This window comes from Alteromonas sp. LOR (genome assembly GCF_000753865.1).
Taxonomy (GTDB): Bacteria; Pseudomonadota; Gammaproteobacteria; order Enterobacterales; family Alteromonadaceae; genus Alteromonas.
Map to the genome: position 1 here is coordinate 1 of NZ_JQFW01000031.1, position 15,568 is coordinate 15,568.

The window sequence follows — 15,568 nt, forward strand, 5'->3', positions numbered from 1 at the left end:
TGCTAAGAGCTGGGTAAGTCGTTTTGCTTTTCCCCCGAAGCGGATGCGCATTTTAGGGATCTGAGCGCTCACGTCAACAAGTATTTTAAAAAAACTGTCATATTTCGTCTGTTCGCTCAAATATCCCACACAACGCGCAATATTCGCTCTATTTTTACTGTTATTCTCTTATTGAGGTAAACCAATTAGCGTGCTGGGGGGAATATTTGTATAACGGCAATAAGACTTATAACGTATAAATGACGTGAGATAACTATTATTCTATATCTTTAGTTCGCATAATTTGTTTACTACTACCCCCTACGTTTTAAGAAAGGATAAGTATTGTGGCACTACGTACATATAAGTCAGTTGCGCCTAATATAGGAGAGCGCTGTTATATTGATGACTCTTCAGTATTGGTTGGTGATGTAACGCTTGGTGATGATAGCAGTATCTGGCCGCTAGTTGCCGCTAGAGGAGACGTAAACAAAATACAGATTGGCGAGAGAACTAATGTCCAAGATGGTTCGGTACTTCATGTTACTCGCCGAACGACGCAATTTCCTGAGGGGTTTCCCCTTATTATTGGAGATGACGTCACCGTGGGACATAAATGTATGCTGCATGGCTGTCAGTTGGGAAATCGAATTCTCGTTGGTATGGGTGCGATTATTATGGACGGAGCAATTGTCGAAGACGATGTGTTTATCGGCGCAGGGACTTTAGTGCCCCCTAATAAGCGATTAGAAAGTGGTTATCTTTATGTCGGCAACCCTATGCAAAAGAAACGCCCATTAAAAGACAGTGAGTCAGCCTTCCTAAAACAGTCTGCGATTAATTACGTTATGTTAAAAGACGAGTATATAGAGGATAGCCTCTAGGTAGTTACAGCACAGACAAGTATCTACCTTGTAAGCGAGATGCTTCTTAACAAGAGCCCGCAACAAAAATAAATAACAAGCATCTATATAGAGGGGCGTTCAGCAAACGCCCTTTTATAAATACACTTTGCAACGGTATTAGCTTAGAAAGAGTGAACCATATTAGTGAGTCGCTATTTTGTATCACAGCGTTTAAATTAAACGTTTAGTTGAAACGCGTTAGTAAAGCGATGTATAGAAACGTCGCATTAATGCTAGGTACTTCACTCCTTCAAGACTTTTTACGTATTCTCTATAAGTTCTCGCAACTTCTTCACCACAGTACTGGTGTCTGGTTGCTTTGAAGTCCAAATAGTAAAAGCAGCAGCTGCCTGCTCTACTAGCATACCTAACCCGTCTAAACTTTTTGGTACGCCATGAGACCTTGCCTCTTGCATGAACACTGTTGGAGAGTTCTTATAAACCATATCATAGACCACATCGCATTCTTCCAACAACGCCGCAGACATCGCACAAGGTAACTCGCCATCTAGACTAGCCGCAGTAGAGTTAATAATAATATGGGGTCTTACATTGTTAACATCTTCTAATGCGACTACCTCTATATTGGAGTGCCCGGTTTCATCTGCCACCTGCTGTGCTTTCTCCTTGGTTCTATTGGCAATAGTTAATTGCGCAATAGAGGCTTCTAACAAAGGTGATATCACGCCTCGCGCCGCACCACCGGCCCCAATTAACAGCACCCTTTTATTTTTAAGCTCGATGTGATTATTTAAAAGGTCGTTTACCAGCCCAATTCCATCGGTGTTAAAGCCTTTTATATTATTTTTTGCATTGGTCTCATTACTGCCATTAGACACCTTCATCAGTGTGTTTACTGCTTTGGCATCTTTCGCAGCCTGATCGTCGACCACCGCCATATTGAATGCATCTAGCTTAAACGGCATGGTGACATTACAACCTACTGCGTCTGGCTGTGACAAAAAAGACCTCGCCTTTGCGATAAAGCCACCCTCTGGTGCCAATATTTTTTCATATGAAATGGCTTCATCACATTGCTGAGCAAACATTTGATGAATGGTTGGTGATAAACTCTGCTCAATAGGGTTTCCAAATACGGCGAATTTTTTCATGGGAATACGTGACTTCTTTAATACAAAACGAAAAGGCGACAATAAGGTCAATGAGACTACACCATATTATCGCTTAGGTGGAGAAGATAAGGTTCGAGAATTAGCCAACCGGTTTTACGATATCATGGAGACCGATCCGATAGCATCAGAGTTATTGGCTATGCACCCCATGCCTTTAGATAAAATTAGGCATGTCTTCTTTCTTTATTTAAGTTTATGGATGGGAGGGCCTGATGATTATCAACAGCAATTCGGTCATCCTAGATTAAGAGCTCGCCACTTACCGTTTTCTGTCACGCCAAATTTAAAAGCACAGTGGATGTACTGTATGAGGAAGGCAATGTTTGCCACCACCGATGATATTTTGCTCGGCAATCAGCTGCTTCAGTCGCTAGACCAATTAGCAGAACATATGATCAATTCAAAATAAAAAAGCGCGTTATCGTTAGGCTGTGTTGACCTAATGATAACGCGCAAGTCTTCTTTTGACGATGAGGCTCTTATCGGCTTTGTCGTAGTGCAATACTTCGCTTTAAAAATCTGCGCTTTTACTTGGAATGCTACTGCAAGGTACGTTACTACAAGAGTTGCAATTACAAGCTAAGCTACCACTAGAGTTACTATTATATAAAACTACCTAAAAGGTATAGCCCACAGATATAGTGTAAACCCAAGGGTCAATTTCAATATCTTCAACCGCACCTCTTGCATCGCCCACGTTAAAAGTTGCTTCAGTATCAATATCAATAAAGCGCACCGATGCATTCACATGCCAACTGTCATCAACGATATAATCCATACCCACCTGTGCTGATAACCCAAAAGAATTATCAAGAGATAAGTCGTTCAATCCAGCTTCGCTATTAGCCGATGTAAATTCTTCATCAAAGATAAAGGTATAGTTGATTCCCGCTCCTACGTAGGGCTGAAACGCTGAGCTAGCATCATTGAAGTAATAGTTTGCGGTAAGAGTAGGAGGTAGGTGCGTGACTTCACCAAGTTGGTTACCTGTACCTAGTGGGTCTGCTACCGAAAATTCGACGTCGTGTTTAAAGGGCGTGGCCGCTAGTAATTCAATATTAATATTGTCAGTAATAAAATACGCGATATTGAGACCCAGCTGAGTATCGTTACCGATATTTAGGGCAACACCTAAGTCTGCGCCACCCGCTAAAATATTTGAAGTAGACTCGTCAGGTGCGACTGTCGTTAAACCACCGCGAACGAGTAAATCACCCTGCTGATGAGCATTAGCAAAAGGGGCAATAGCTGCCAGAGTAAGACAAAGTGCTGAAAGAGTATGTGTACGCATTGTGTGTCTCTTGTGTGTTTAAATAAGATGACGCCACTTTACCCACTTTGGTACACAAGGAATTGATCTAGCGCAATATACCTAGTTCGCTGGACGAACATAGCAGCGCAGGTTGATGTAGATCAAACACCGTCGATAGACTCTTTATTTGTACTGCCCCCAAGATAACCAATGACTCGGTTATTTTCACCTGTAACGCTTGTCGCATTGAGTGGGCTGCGCTATGTCGCATTTTAATTAGCCCTACACTCACCCCCCCATCAGCCCCGCACCCAGCCCTCCAACTAACCTCACGTCGTGGATGCTCACCAATTTGTTGGCTTTAACCAATCGGTAAGTTTTGATTCTGCGCTACCTGGTGACGGTGAATAACAGTATTCCCAGCGAGCTAATGGGGGCATCGACATCAAAATTGATTCAGTCCTTCCTCCTGTCTGCAAACCGAACAGCGTGCCACGGTCGAATACTAAGTTGAATTCAACGTAGCGCCCTCGTCGGTATAGCTGAAATTCACGCTCTCTTTCACTGTATGCAGTATTTTTACGTCGTTCAATAATGGGCACATACGCATCAATATAACCATTACCCACTGCTTGCATAAAGGCAAAAGACTGGTCAAAACCCCATGCATTAAGGTCATCGAAAAAGAGCCCGCCTACACCACGAGTCTCATTGCGATGCTTCAAATAAAAGTAATCATCGCACCACTCTTTGTACTTTGGATAGACGTCTTCACCAAAGGGTGCGCAGAGTTTTTTAGCAGTATCGTGCCAGTGTTGAACGTCTTCTTTAAACGGGTAAAAAGGCGTTAGGTCGAATCCACCACCAAACCACCATATTGGAGATTCACCCTCTTTCTCGGCTATAAAGAATCGTACATTGGCATGAGAAGTAGGGATGTAAGGGTTATGTGGATGAATGACAAGTGATACGCCCATTGCTTGAAAATTTCTGCCGGCTAGCTCTGGTCGATTAGCGGTTGCAGACGCAGGCATTTGACTACCAAAAACGTGTGAAAAATTCACACCGCCCTGCTCCACTACAGCCCCATTTTTCATCACGCGAGATCGGCCACCGCCGCCTTCTTCTCGCACCCAGCTATCTTCGGTAAATTGCCCTTTTCCATCGGCCAACTCTATGGTTTGGCAAATTGTGTCTTGAAGATTTAATAAATACGCTTTAACTGTTTCAATAACATCGGCTGCCTTTTTACCATCAAGTAATTGTGCTGGCTTCATGATCTTATTATTTCTCCCGTATCACCGTCTCTAATTGTACTTGGTTTTTTATTGCCACCAACTTCACCATTTACGTAAGTAACACTGTCTTCAAATACGCTTCTCGCCTCTTCAATAGAAAGTGTAGGTGATTGTCCTGCTAAGTTTGCACTTGTAGATACAATGGGCTTACCAATCTTGTTGCATAAGTCCGCAACCAATGGATGATTAGTCACACGCACTGCTATTTTATCGTGCGAGCCTGTAATCCAATACGGTGCTGTCTTCGACTTTGGCAGCAGCCACGTTATAGGACCTGGCCAACTTGAAAAGATGTCAGTACGCCTGTGCTGTAATACCGCTTCGTCATTTACGTAAGGCAGTAGCTGACTATAGTTGGCCGCTATAAGAATAACGCCTTTCTCAATAGAACGTTGCTTAGTTTGAAGCAGTAACTCCACAGCTTCTTTATTATCGGGGTCGCATCCAATGCCCATAACGGCTTCAGTTGGGTAAACCAATAACTTACCAGCGTGAAATGCTTCTACAACAGGATCAGCCGAGGTCTGCTCGACCTCAACTGGATTGTATATATCCACTTGCCCTTTTTGGGTATCAGACATTTATAGTTATCTCTAGGTGGTGATTATTGTTTAAAGCCGCACGATGGTTGAGGGCAAACATATTGACCTTTCTTATCAATCAATACGCCCCAACCACACTCTGGACATTGCTCATTGACTGGCTCGAAATTTAGCACATATCGGCATTTAGGATAATGATTGCACGCAAAAAATTGCTTTCCAAACTTGCTGGTGCGAGAAATTAGTTCGCCTGACTGACACTTAGGGCAGCGAACTTGGGTTTCTTCCTGCTGCTTCAACGGGGCGATAAAGTGACACGAAGGAAAGTTAGTGCAACCGATAAACATGCCATAGCGGCCTTTTTTGATCCCGAGTTCTGATTGACAGTCGGGACACGCTACGCCGTCTAACGTTTTAAGGAGAGCGGTTTGATTGTCATGTAACGGTTTACTGAAGTGACACTCAGGATATGCGGTACACCCTATGAAAGGGCCGGTTTTACTATTTTTTATATGAAGTGGCTTACCGCATTCAGGGCAGTCACCAAAGCTTTCTTCTAATGCGTGCTCATGAGCAGAAAATAACGAGTGGTCAATTTTAGACATGATGGTTTATAACACACACTTTGGAGCGTTCTCTTTGCTAAGCAGGCATTGTAAGCACAGTACCTGCAAAGAGAGCCCTAGGAATAATAAGGCATGTAGATTAATGTAAAACACCATCTGGCTCTTCGAAGAGTAAATCTTCCATTTGCGCATAAGCCTTTTCTTTACCCGGCACATTGAACAGAACCATCAATACTACCCACTTTAAGTCTTCTAAACAGAACTCGTTAGAATCTATTTCCATAACGCGGTCTATTACCATTTCACGGGTAGATGCATCGAGCACATTTACTTGCTCGAGAAACATCAGAAATCCTCTACATTCCACGTCCAAGCGCATTTGCTCTTCATGGGTATAGATTCGACTTAAGCTTGTATTAATCCCTTTGCAAAAGTAAGGCTTGATGTCTGTCTCTTGCAGGGCGGCTAACTTTTCTAGCCATGCAAGCGCTTTGTATATTTCATCGTGATGAAAACCTGCGCGCACGAGCTCGTCGGTCAATTCGTCTTGATCGACACGAATTTCAGTCTCACTATGGATGAAATTTTCAAACAGATACATGAGGATATCGAACATTTTATTTGCCCCTCAATTTAATGTAACCGCCAGGGACAGCAGTTACTAAACCGCACAACTCGTATTCTAATAATAATGCCATTGCCTGCTGTACAGGCATGGAGCCGCGCTGCGCTATAACATCTATTGCGGTAACGTCGTAATCCACACTAGCTAATAATTTGTCAGTTGCCAAGCTATTCACTTCACTTTTTTCATTCTCAACATTCAGGATATTCCTCGTACACAAGGGCTCTATAGCAAGTTCGTCAAAGATATCATCGACGTTAGTCACTAATTTAGCGCCCTGCTGGATTAACCAATGGCAACCCTCAGAATAAGAATGATATACGCTTCCGGGAATGGCAAAAACATCTCGCCCTAGATCTGCGGCCAAATTCGCCGTAATCAAGGTGCCACTTTTAATTTTTGCCTCAACCACCAGCGTTCCGAGCGATATTGCAGCAATTAATCTATTTCTTCTTGGGAAATGCCAGGCTTTAGCGGGTACACCGGGGAAGAACTCTGTGATAACAGCGCCTTCAGCATTAATTATATCAGCATGTAATGGCCTGTGTTTATAGGGGTAAATTGTATCTGGGCCTGTTCCCATTACGGCGATTGTTTTGCCTACCCCTTTAAGCGCACCTTTATGGGCTGCGGCATCAATTCCTAACGCCATGCCGCTGGTCACCGTTATTCCTGCATCAGCAAGTGCTGTTGCCATATCTTCAGCGATGCTTCTTCCCTGATGGCTAGCACGGCGGCTTCCCACCATTGCGACTTGAGGCTGTTGCAAAAGCAGCGGATTTCCAATGACAAAAAGAACAAGCGGAGGGCTATCTAACGTTTTGAGCATCTCTGGATACTCACAACACCCAAACGTTATTATATGTCGCTCTGTTTCTGCATCTAACCACATCAGTGCTTTTTTAACTGATTGTTCAGAAATTTTGTCAAATAAGAGGGTTGCAGTTTTTGGCGCGCTTTTTAGAAAAGAGGCTTTGCTTGTAGATGTAAGAAGCGCTTCTGGATTGCAGTTAAGCTCACTTAGTAATGTCAGCCATTTTTTTGTAGCAACGCTGTATGCCGAGGCCAGACGTATCCACGCCATTGATTGTGCTGTGATAGATGCAGAATTGTGATGCATTGCCGCTCCAAGTCGGTGCGGCAATGTTTACAGCATAACGTTAGGGGTGAGCAACAATAAAGCCGCGTTGAATTCCCGTGTTCGCCCGCGTGATCAAACCATAGCTTGCCGCATTAAAGGTTTTGTAAATGATGATCTCTCCCACCTTGAGTGCGGGTTGTTCAACGGTGTTAGCAAACCAGTCTCTACTTTTTTGCATGTCTGATTTGTTTGTATATTTTGGCAATTCATCGTTAATAATTGATGGCCCTTTCGCGTATACACCCATTACGGTGCCCGGCTCTACCTCAGTGTTACCTAAATCTAGAATAACCACGTCGTATTTACCGAGTAAATCATGGTCGTGCAGGTCGCCAACAACAAAGCCCCGTTGCGCTTTTGCGGGCTTAAGCACCAGGCTTTTCTCGTGAGAAAAGTCGCCGTCAAAAATCTTATCACCCAAGTTTGCCTCTTGTGTCGAGGCAGTTAACGACAACAGCATTGAGTCATCGCTTATCGATTCTTTAAACACTGACGCATCTGCAACGTGTGAGATTTGAACGCCCAGCTCGCGGCCATCGAGGTTTTTTATAATAGATTGCTTTCTTACGATACGTAACTGGTCTGGGGTATTGTATTGAGGCTCGCTGACCACGAGATTATTGGCGGCAAAACGAACATTTGCGTCCTTATTGCCAAGCACTCGCGGTAGAACCTCATAACTGTCTTTATCAACTATGGTGTGCTGATTTATAAATGGTGCTATCTCGCTCCAAGCCAATGTATTAATGGGCGAGGGTTTCACCCGTTTTTCTGTTTGAGGAGAAAGTGAAACTAAGGGTTTCTCTCTGGCGATGGAAAGCACTGGCTCCCCGTTTATCATACCTACCACAATGACATCACCAGGATAAATTAAGTGGGGATTATCGATTTGCGTATTGGTTCGCCATAGTTCAGGCCATAGCCAAGGCTCGTTAAGAAAGATGTTAGCGATATCCCACAGCGTGTCGCCGCGCTCTACGGTATAAGTTTGCGGTGCACTGTCTTTTAGCTGCAGCGCGAGTACAGGTAGCGCAAAAATTGCCAGAGCTGCAGCTAACATTACTCGCCCGTATTTGTATAATCGCTTTTTCAAATTAACCACCTGCAAAAGATTCACTGTCACTTATTGTTGCTTTTTAAGACAATACCACTATATCGACAGTTACACGTATTCTTAAAGGACTTGAGCAAAAAACTGCACCATAGTCTGTGTTATACGTTAGAATAGTTAGTAAATCTGCACTGTAAAGTGCATTGGTAAATAGATCGTATATGAATTTATACAGCGAAAAGGCAAAGTAAGCGACAAATGGCAATATTAGATGTATTAAGTTTTCCAGATGAGCGTCTTCGCACGGTAGCTAAGCCGGTAGATGACGTTAACGATGAAATTAAGCAACTCGTTGCTGATATGTTCGAAACGATGAAAGACGAAAAGGGTATTGGCCTTGCGGCTACTCAGGTCGACCGTCACGTTCGAGTAGTGGTTATGGATGTATCGGAAGAGCAAGATGAGCCACGAGTTTTCATTAACCCTGAAATTACACGCAAAGAAGGCGAAACCATAAGCGAAGAAGGCTGTCTTTCTGTGCCGGGCAACTATGCAAAAGTTGAACGTGCAGAAGCTATCACAGTGAAGGCGCTTGACGAAAATGGTGACGCATTTGAATTAGAGGCTGAGGGTCTGTTAGCAATTTGCATACAGCATGAACTCGATCACTTGAAAGGCACTCTTTTCATCGATTATCTCTCGCCGCTAAAGCGTCAGCGTATTCGCAAAAAGCTTGAAAAAGAAGCCAGATTAGCAGCGAAAGCTTAAGGAAAATCGTGACAGCGCCACTTAACGTTATTTTTGCCGGTACACCGGATTTTGCAGCTAAACACTTGTCGGCATTGATTGACAGTGAGCACAATATTATCGCCGCTTATACGCAACCAGACCGCCCTGCCGGTCGAGGAAAAAAACTTACTGCAAGCCCGGTAAAGCAATTAGCCCAAGAGCACAACATACCCGTTTACCAACCAGCCTCCTTAAAAGATGACGAAGCGCAGCAAACGCTTTGCGCACTTGATGCCGATATTATGGTGGTTGTCGCTTACGGACTATTGCTGCCAAAAGTAATCTTAGATGCGCCTAGGCAAGGTTGTATTAACGTTCACGGGTCTATCTTACCTAAATGGCGCGGTGCCGCACCAATCCAGCGGGCAATTTGGGCAGGCGACGCTGAAACAGGCGTTACCATTATGCAAATGGACGAAGGGTTAGATACCGGAGACATGCTGCATATAGCCACGTTACCCATTACACCGCTTGACACCAGCGCGACCATGTACGACAAACTTGCCGAACTTGGTCCTAAAGCCCTTGTTGATGTATTAGATCGCATTGAAACGCTAATTCCTCAAAAGCAAGATGATGCGCTTGCGACCCACGCGAAAAAGCTGTCTAAAGAAGGAGCCTTGATTAAATGGGAAGACAGCGCAGAGCAAATTGAAAGAAATATCCGAGCGTTTAATCCTTGGCCCGTGGCGTGGATGAAGGTAGAAGAACAAAATATTAAAGTGTGGGCGGCGCATGTCGAACCGCTTATCAATGACGCCCCTCCCGGCACTATTGTTAATTCCAGCAAAGAGGGAATAACCGTAGCGACAGGGAAAGACGCGCTCACAATTACGCTTCTGCAAATCCCAGGTAAAAAACCCTTGCCCGCGGCTGATGTCATTAACGCACGCAAAGCGTGGTTCGAAACAGGCCGCTCATTGCGTCAAGAGAGCGATAAGTGAAGCCCCTTCCGCTACCTAAACAAAAGAACCTGCGTGCAGATTGCGCATGGGTTATCTATCAAATACTAGAGCAAGGCAAGTCTTCTCGAGACTGCTTAGAGCGTGTGCAGCGGCGACATAACGCTAGAGACAATGCTTGGCTTCAAGAGATGTCACTGGGTGTAATGCGAAAACTTCCCGTACTGCAATACTGGCTAAGAACATTGCTCGACCGCCCTCTAAAGGGTAACAAAAAGGTGATAGAGCACCTTATTATGCTGGGGTTATACCAACTCGCCTTTTCAAGAGTCAGTAAGCATGCCGCTGTTGGGGAAACCGTCGCAGCAGCATCGTACTTGGGAGGCACTGGCTTAAAAGGGTTGGTAAACGCAGTATTACGAAACTTTCAACGTGAAGAACTCATCGATAAGGCTATCGACGATCCTATTATCAATAGCGGTATGCCTAAATGGCTTTATAAAGCCATAGAAAGCGCATACAAAGATGGTGCCGATACAATACGCCAGTCAACTAATGAAATGGCGCCTATATGGCTTAGGGTAAACACCCAGCAAATCGAACGTGATGAATTTGCAACGCTGTTAACTCAGGCCGGTATTGAGTTTTCGTTAAGTGAATCCCACCCTGATGGCGTTATACTGAAGTCTCGTGAAGATATAACTGCACTGCCTGGTTTCGACAAAGGTTTTTTTGCTGTTCAAGATGGCGCCGCACAGTTAGCCGCTCGCTATTTAGACCCGCAAAATGGGGAAAGAATTCTAGATTGTTGTGCCGCTCCAGGTGGAAAAACAGGTCATATAGCAGAACGAGCGCCGAAACTGTCCTACTGTTTAGCATTAGATGCTGATGAAAAGCGTTTGCAACGAGTGCATGAAAATATGACTCGTTTAAAACATACCGTTGACGTAAAGCAAGGTGACGCAACCAATCCTTCACAGTGGTGGGATGGAATACCGTTCGATCGTATTTTGTTAGATGCTCCCTGCTCTGCTACCGGCGTTATTCGTCGTCATCCTGATATTCGATGGCTTAGGAAGTCCAGTGACATAGACAACTTAGCGGCATTACAGCGAGAGATACTGGAAGCACTTTGGACAACATTAAAACCTGGTGGAACCATGCTTTATGCCACCTGCTCCATTTTGCCAAAAGAAAACAAAGATCAAATTAAACGCTTTGTTGCAGAAACAGATGACGCAACATTAGTGCCTCTTATTAAAACAGAAACCAGTGAAAATCCGGGTCGCCAAATTCTACCAGGCGAACAACAAATGGATGGTTTCTATTATGCGAGGCTGGTAAAGTCGTCTGGCGAATCGGTGTAATAAGGCAAAGTAATAACGATGAAAATCATCATTTTGGGTGCGGGTCAGGTCGGTGGAACACTAGCCGAAAATTTGGTGGGTGAAAATAACGAGATTACGGTTATTGACTCTGACCCCAGTATTCTTCGCTCGCTCCAAGATAGACTTGATTTGCAGGTAGTCACTGGCGTAGGCTCTCATCCAGACGTGTTGCGCAGTGCGGGTGCAGAAGATGCCGATATGCTCATTGCTGTAACGAACAGTGATGAAAGTAACATGCTAGCGTGTCAGGTTGCTTACAGCCTGTTTAAAACCCCCACAAAAATTGCTCGGGTACGCTCTGAGCAATACATCATTTATCAAGCACAACTTTACAAGCAACAAGACATTCCCGTTGATCACATCATTGCCCCCGAACAACTCGTCACCAAAGCCATTAAACGATTAATTGACTACCCTGGAGCGCTTCAGGTTGTAGAATTTGCTGAAGGCAAAGCAAGTCTTGTTGCAGTAAAAGCCTATTATGGCGGCTTGTTGGTGGGACATGCCCTGTCAGCCCTTAAAGACCACATGCCTAATGTGGAAACGAGAGTAGCGGCTATATACCGCCGTGGACGACCCATACGCCCATTAGGTACAACGGTAATAGAAGCAGATGATGAAGTATTCTTTATTGCTGCAACGAAGCACATACGCGCCGTAATGAGTGAACTGCAAAAGTTAGAGTCTAGCTACAAGCGCATCATGATTGCCGGTGGCGGGCTTATTGGCGCAGGGCTGGCGAAAAAGCTTGAGCATAACCACAACGTTAAGCTCATCGAATTTAGTCCAGAAAGAGCCAAATACCTCGCAGCGCACCTAGATAAAACCATCGTATTTAGCGGTGATGCATCAGATCCAGAGTTACTCGGCGAAGAGAACATTGAGCAGGTTGACGCCTTCATTGCCGTTACCAACGACGATGAAGCCAATATTATGTCAGCCATGCTCGCCAAGCGCATGGGTGCTAAAAAGGCAATGGTGCTGATACAGCGCGGCGCCTATGTAGATTTGGTACAAGGTGGTGAAATCGACATTGCCTTTTCTCCCCAGCAAGCCACGATTTCAGCTCTGCTTACCCACGTAAGGCGTGGCGACATAGTGAACGTTTACTCACTACGCAGAGGCGCTGCCGAAGCAATAGAGGCAATTGCCCATGGTGATGAAAATACGTCTAAGGTCGTAGGCAAGCAAATTGGTGATATTAAATTACCGCCAGGCACAACTATTGGTGCGGTAGTAAGAGACGAGCAAGTGATTATTGCCCACAGCGATACAAAAATTGAGGCTAACGATCACATCATTTTGTTCTTAGTTGATAAGAAGTATATCGGCGATGTGGAAAAGCTGTTTCAGCCCAGCGCGTTTTTCTTTGGCTAAGGCATATTAAACTTCTTATACAGACTTAGCTTCGCCAAAAGGTAGGTGAAAACAGTACAAGAAGCGAGAATACTTCTAAACGACCAAATACCATCGCCAACACAAGTAGCCACTTGCCGCCATCCGTCACATCTGCATAGTTTGCCGCAACGCTACCTAAGCCTGGTCCAAGGTTATTAAGCATTGCTGCTGTTGCTGTAAACGCACTTAAATTATCTAAGCCCGTGGCTATCAACCCTATCATGATAAGTACAAACACAATGGCATAGGCAGAGAAGAATCCCCACACCGCTTCCACTACCTTATCTGGCATGGCTCTGTCACCAAACTTAACTGCATACACTGCCTTGGGGTGGATAAGCCTGTCGACTTCACGCCTGCCTTGTAAGAACAGTAAACAAACACGTACTACTTTTAGTCCGCCACCGGTTGAGCTAGCGCAACCTCCTATAAAGCTTGAAAAAATCAGCATTATAGGTAGGAACGTAGGCCATACCGAGAAATCTGTGGTTGCGAAACCTGCTGTAGTACTGATTGAAACGGCCTGAATCATTGCCTGATCAAGGGCCGTTTCCGCCGAACTGTAATATCCAGAAAGCGTGAGAACTAAAAAGCAGATGGAGATAAGCGAAGCCTGTATGATAAAAAAGGCTTTGAACTCAGGGTCTTTGAAGTAGCCTCGCATGGAGCGAGAGCTTACCGCGGCGTAGTGAAGTGAAAAGTTAAGCGCTGCAATAAGTAGGAATACGGTACACACCACATTAACCATTGGGCTTGAAAAATAGCCTAAACTGGCATCGTGGTTTGAAAACCCGCCAATGGCGACCGTAGAAAACGCATGGCATATGGCATCAAACACATTCATTCCAGCAAGCCAATATGCACCGGCACACGCAATAGTAATTGATAGATAGATGTACCAAAGATGCTTTGCAGTATCAGCAATACGCGGGGTCATTTTGTTGTCTTTTACCGGACCAGGTGTTTCAGCACGGTATAGCTGCATGCCACCAACACCTAAAATAGGCAGTATCGCAACAGCCAGTACAATGATCCCCATCCCACCAAGCCATTGAAGCTGCTGACGATAGAACTGAACGGAATGCGGCAGAAAGTCTATACCCTCTATTACCGTAGCGCCCGTTGTGGTTAATCCAGAAAACGACTCGAAAAACGCGTCGGTCACCGTCATGCTCGGCTGTTCGAGCAATATTAGAGGTATAGCACCAACACTCGCCAGCACCGACCAAAACAGTGCCACAATCAAAAAGCCCTCTCTTGCTCGTAGGTCATTCTTCTGTTGTCTATTGGGGTACCAAAACGCCATACCACCCACTACGCATAGGATAAACGCAAGCGTAAATGGAAGCCCGCTGCCGTCTTGGTAAATAAGAGACACAATACCGGGGGGTATCATTGTGACGCTGAATAACGCAATGAGTAACCCTAAAATACGAACGATGGCACGGTAGTGCATTTTATTATGCCTTTCTTTTTATGATGGCTTACGATGTTAAGTCGCGAATAAATAACAGAAAACGAAATACGCTATATCGCCGATTATAGGGCTATATGACTTAGGGAGAAACGATTTGTTTTCTCCCTGTTTCTAATTTTTCTCGGTTACTTCATTCCAAGTACCGTTTTTACCATTTTTGAAATACTGCGGTGAGCTTGGGACACATTTTCTGCAAGCATGTAAGCTGGCGTAGTCACCAGTTTTACATCATTGTCGATTACAACGTCATCTACATCACAGTCAACGTGGGAAGCACCAAGTGCATTTAGCCCTTCTGCCGTTCCTTTGTCATTGCCGATAGTCAGTTTTACGCCGTTACCGTAGACTTTTGCAGCAAGTGCAGGTGCAATACATGCATATGCGGCTGGCTTTCTGGCTTTTGCAAATGCCTGACATACCGTCAACACATCTTCATTAAATGAACAATCGGCACCATCTACAGCAAACGTACATAGATTTTTTGCAGCACCAAACCCACCGGGTAAGACTAACACATCAAATTCATCAACATTGCATTCAGTTAACGGCTTTATGTCGCCCCGAGTAATGCGCGCGGACTCAATCAATACGTTTCGGGTCTCGCCCTCAACCACATCGCCGGTTAAGTGATTGATTACATGTAGCTGGTCTACATTCGGCGCAAAGCACTGATATGACGCTCCTTCTAATTCAATAGCAAGCAAAGTGAGGACGGCTTCTTGTAACTCTGCGCCGTCATAGACACCACTTCCACTTAGAATCACAGCAACTTGCTTCATATTTTTCCTCCAGACTAGGTCGTTCATGACTTATGCAATTTTTGGCTATAAAACAACCAAACTTTTTAAAAAAGTTCTTAACATTACGTATATGTTTTGTAAATTCTTATGCTACATTATTGCGCTGATTTGGTTAAACGAAATATCACGTACACCAAGTTATCCACATAAAATGGAATGTTCTGTAGCAGGTATGCTGTGTTCTCATCATTGCTTCATTCCCTTATTTTTCTTGCATTCAGCCTTGATCTTTTATTTTTATATGATCAATTGGATCAGTGTGTCTGAATATTTAGATCACAAAGTTATCCACAGCCCACTGTCCTAGTTATCTGTCAGCCCT

At 44.4% G+C, this 15,568-nt stretch carries 16 protein-coding genes; 6 read left to right on the top strand and 10 right to left on the bottom strand.

The genetic code is table 11. The features are described from left to right. Positions 1–326 precede the first annotated feature (326 nt). Positions 327–863 carry a gamma carbonic anhydrase family protein gene (locus JV36_RS0111415; RefSeq protein WP_032095205.1) on the top strand — a complete coding sequence of 179 codons (537 nt, stop codon included), beginning with the start codon at positions 327–329 and terminating at the stop codon, positions 861–863. A 281-nt stretch (positions 864–1,144) separates the two neighbouring features. Here JV36_RS0111415 and aroE read toward each other — a convergent pair whose 3' ends face one another. Continuing rightward, positions 1,145–1,996: a shikimate dehydrogenase gene (aroE, locus tag JV36_RS0111420; protein WP_032095206.1), complete on the bottom strand. Its 852-nt coding sequence runs from the start codon at positions 1,994–1,996 to the stop codon at positions 1,145–1,147. On the opposite strand from aroE, the gene JV36_RS0111425 reads away from it, so the two are divergent. Next, the gene (locus JV36_RS0111425) at positions 1,995–2,426 is read left to right on the top strand and encodes a group II truncated hemoglobin (RefSeq protein WP_032095207.1); all 432 of its coding nucleotides are present in this window, start codon (positions 1,995–1,997) and stop codon (positions 2,424–2,426) included. The two genes, aroE and JV36_RS0111425, sit on opposite strands and share 2 nt — an antisense overlap. Before the next feature lie 207 nt (positions 2,427–2,633). Here the strand turns inward: JV36_RS0111425 and JV36_RS0111430 are convergent, their stop codons facing one another. From JV36_RS0111430 to JV36_RS0111460, 7 genes are all read right to left on the bottom strand, one after another. Next, complete coding sequence (locus tag JV36_RS0111430; protein ID WP_032095208.1) at positions 2,634–3,308, bottom strand: OmpW family outer membrane protein; 675 nt, start codon at positions 3,306–3,308, stop codon at positions 2,634–2,636. A 305-nt stretch (positions 3,309–3,613) separates the two neighbouring features. Further along, entirely contained in the window at positions 3,614–4,546 is a 933-nt protein-coding gene (hemF, locus tag JV36_RS0111435) for an oxygen-dependent coproporphyrinogen oxidase (RefSeq protein ID WP_032095209.1), read from the bottom strand. Continuing rightward, on the bottom strand, positions 4,543–5,148 hold the full coding sequence (locus tag JV36_RS0111440; RefSeq protein WP_032095210.1) for a Sua5/YciO/YrdC/YwlC family protein: 606 nt from the start codon (positions 5,146–5,148) through the stop codon (positions 4,543–4,545). The genes hemF and JV36_RS0111440 overlap by 4 nt, the downstream gene beginning before the upstream one ends. Positions 5,149–5,171: 23 nt before the next feature. Further along, entirely contained in the window at positions 5,172–5,714 is a 543-nt protein-coding gene (locus tag JV36_RS0111445; RefSeq protein ID WP_032095211.1) for a DNA topoisomerase family protein, read from the bottom strand. A gap of 100 nt (positions 5,715–5,814) precedes the next feature. Then, positions 5,815–6,291: a DUF494 family protein gene (locus tag JV36_RS0111450; protein WP_032095212.1), complete on the bottom strand. Its 477-nt coding sequence runs from the start codon at positions 6,289–6,291 to the stop codon at positions 5,815–5,817. 1 nt (position 6,292) lies between these two features. Beyond that, on the bottom strand, positions 6,293–7,420 hold the full coding sequence (gene dprA, locus JV36_RS0111455; protein ID WP_032095213.1) for a DNA-processing protein DprA: 1,128 nt from the start codon (positions 7,418–7,420) through the stop codon (positions 6,293–6,295). A 40-nt stretch (positions 7,421–7,460) separates the two neighbouring features. Further along, positions 7,461–8,543, bottom strand: coding sequence for a LysM peptidoglycan-binding domain-containing protein (locus JV36_RS0111460; RefSeq protein WP_235207835.1), 1,083 nt, complete (start codon positions 8,541–8,543; stop codon positions 7,461–7,463). Positions 8,544–8,750: 207 nt separating this feature from the next. On the opposite strand from JV36_RS0111460, the gene def reads away from it, so the two are divergent. The 4 genes from def to trkA are packed head-to-tail and all read left to right on the top strand — an operon-like array spanning position 8,751 to position 12,948. Next, the gene (def, locus tag JV36_RS0111465; RefSeq protein WP_032095215.1) at positions 8,751–9,260 is read left to right on the top strand and encodes a peptide deformylase; all 510 of its coding nucleotides are present in this window, start codon (positions 8,751–8,753) and stop codon (positions 9,258–9,260) included. Positions 9,261–9,268: 8 nt separating this feature from the next. After that, complete coding sequence (fmt, locus tag JV36_RS0111470; protein WP_032095216.1) at positions 9,269–10,225, top strand: methionyl-tRNA formyltransferase; 957 nt, start codon at positions 9,269–9,271, stop codon at positions 10,223–10,225. After that, on the top strand, positions 10,222–11,550 hold the full coding sequence (gene rsmB, locus JV36_RS0111475; protein WP_032095217.1) for a 16S rRNA (cytosine(967)-C(5))-methyltransferase RsmB: 1,329 nt from the start codon (positions 10,222–10,224) through the stop codon (positions 11,548–11,550). The genes fmt and rsmB overlap by 4 nt, the downstream gene beginning before the upstream one ends. An 18-nt stretch (positions 11,551–11,568) precedes the next feature. Next, positions 11,569–12,948 carry a Trk system potassium transporter TrkA gene (trkA, locus tag JV36_RS0111480; protein WP_032095218.1) on the top strand — a complete coding sequence of 460 codons (1,380 nt, stop codon included), beginning with the start codon at positions 11,569–11,571 and terminating at the stop codon, positions 12,946–12,948. 25 nt (positions 12,949–12,973) lie between these two features. On the opposite strand, the gene JV36_RS0111485 is transcribed toward trkA, so the two are convergent. Together JV36_RS0111485 and elbB are read right to left on the bottom strand one after the other, a co-directional pair. After that, positions 12,974–14,425 (bottom strand): TrkH family potassium uptake protein, encoded by a 1,452-nt coding sequence (locus tag JV36_RS0111485; RefSeq protein WP_032095219.1) that lies wholly within the window; start codon positions 14,423–14,425, stop codon positions 12,974–12,976. Between the two features lie 146 nt (positions 14,426–14,571). Continuing rightward, complete coding sequence (gene elbB, locus JV36_RS0111490) at positions 14,572–15,225, bottom strand: isoprenoid biosynthesis glyoxalase ElbB (protein WP_032095220.1); 654 nt, start codon at positions 15,223–15,225, stop codon at positions 14,572–14,574. Between the last annotated feature and the right edge of the window lie 343 nt (positions 15,226–15,568).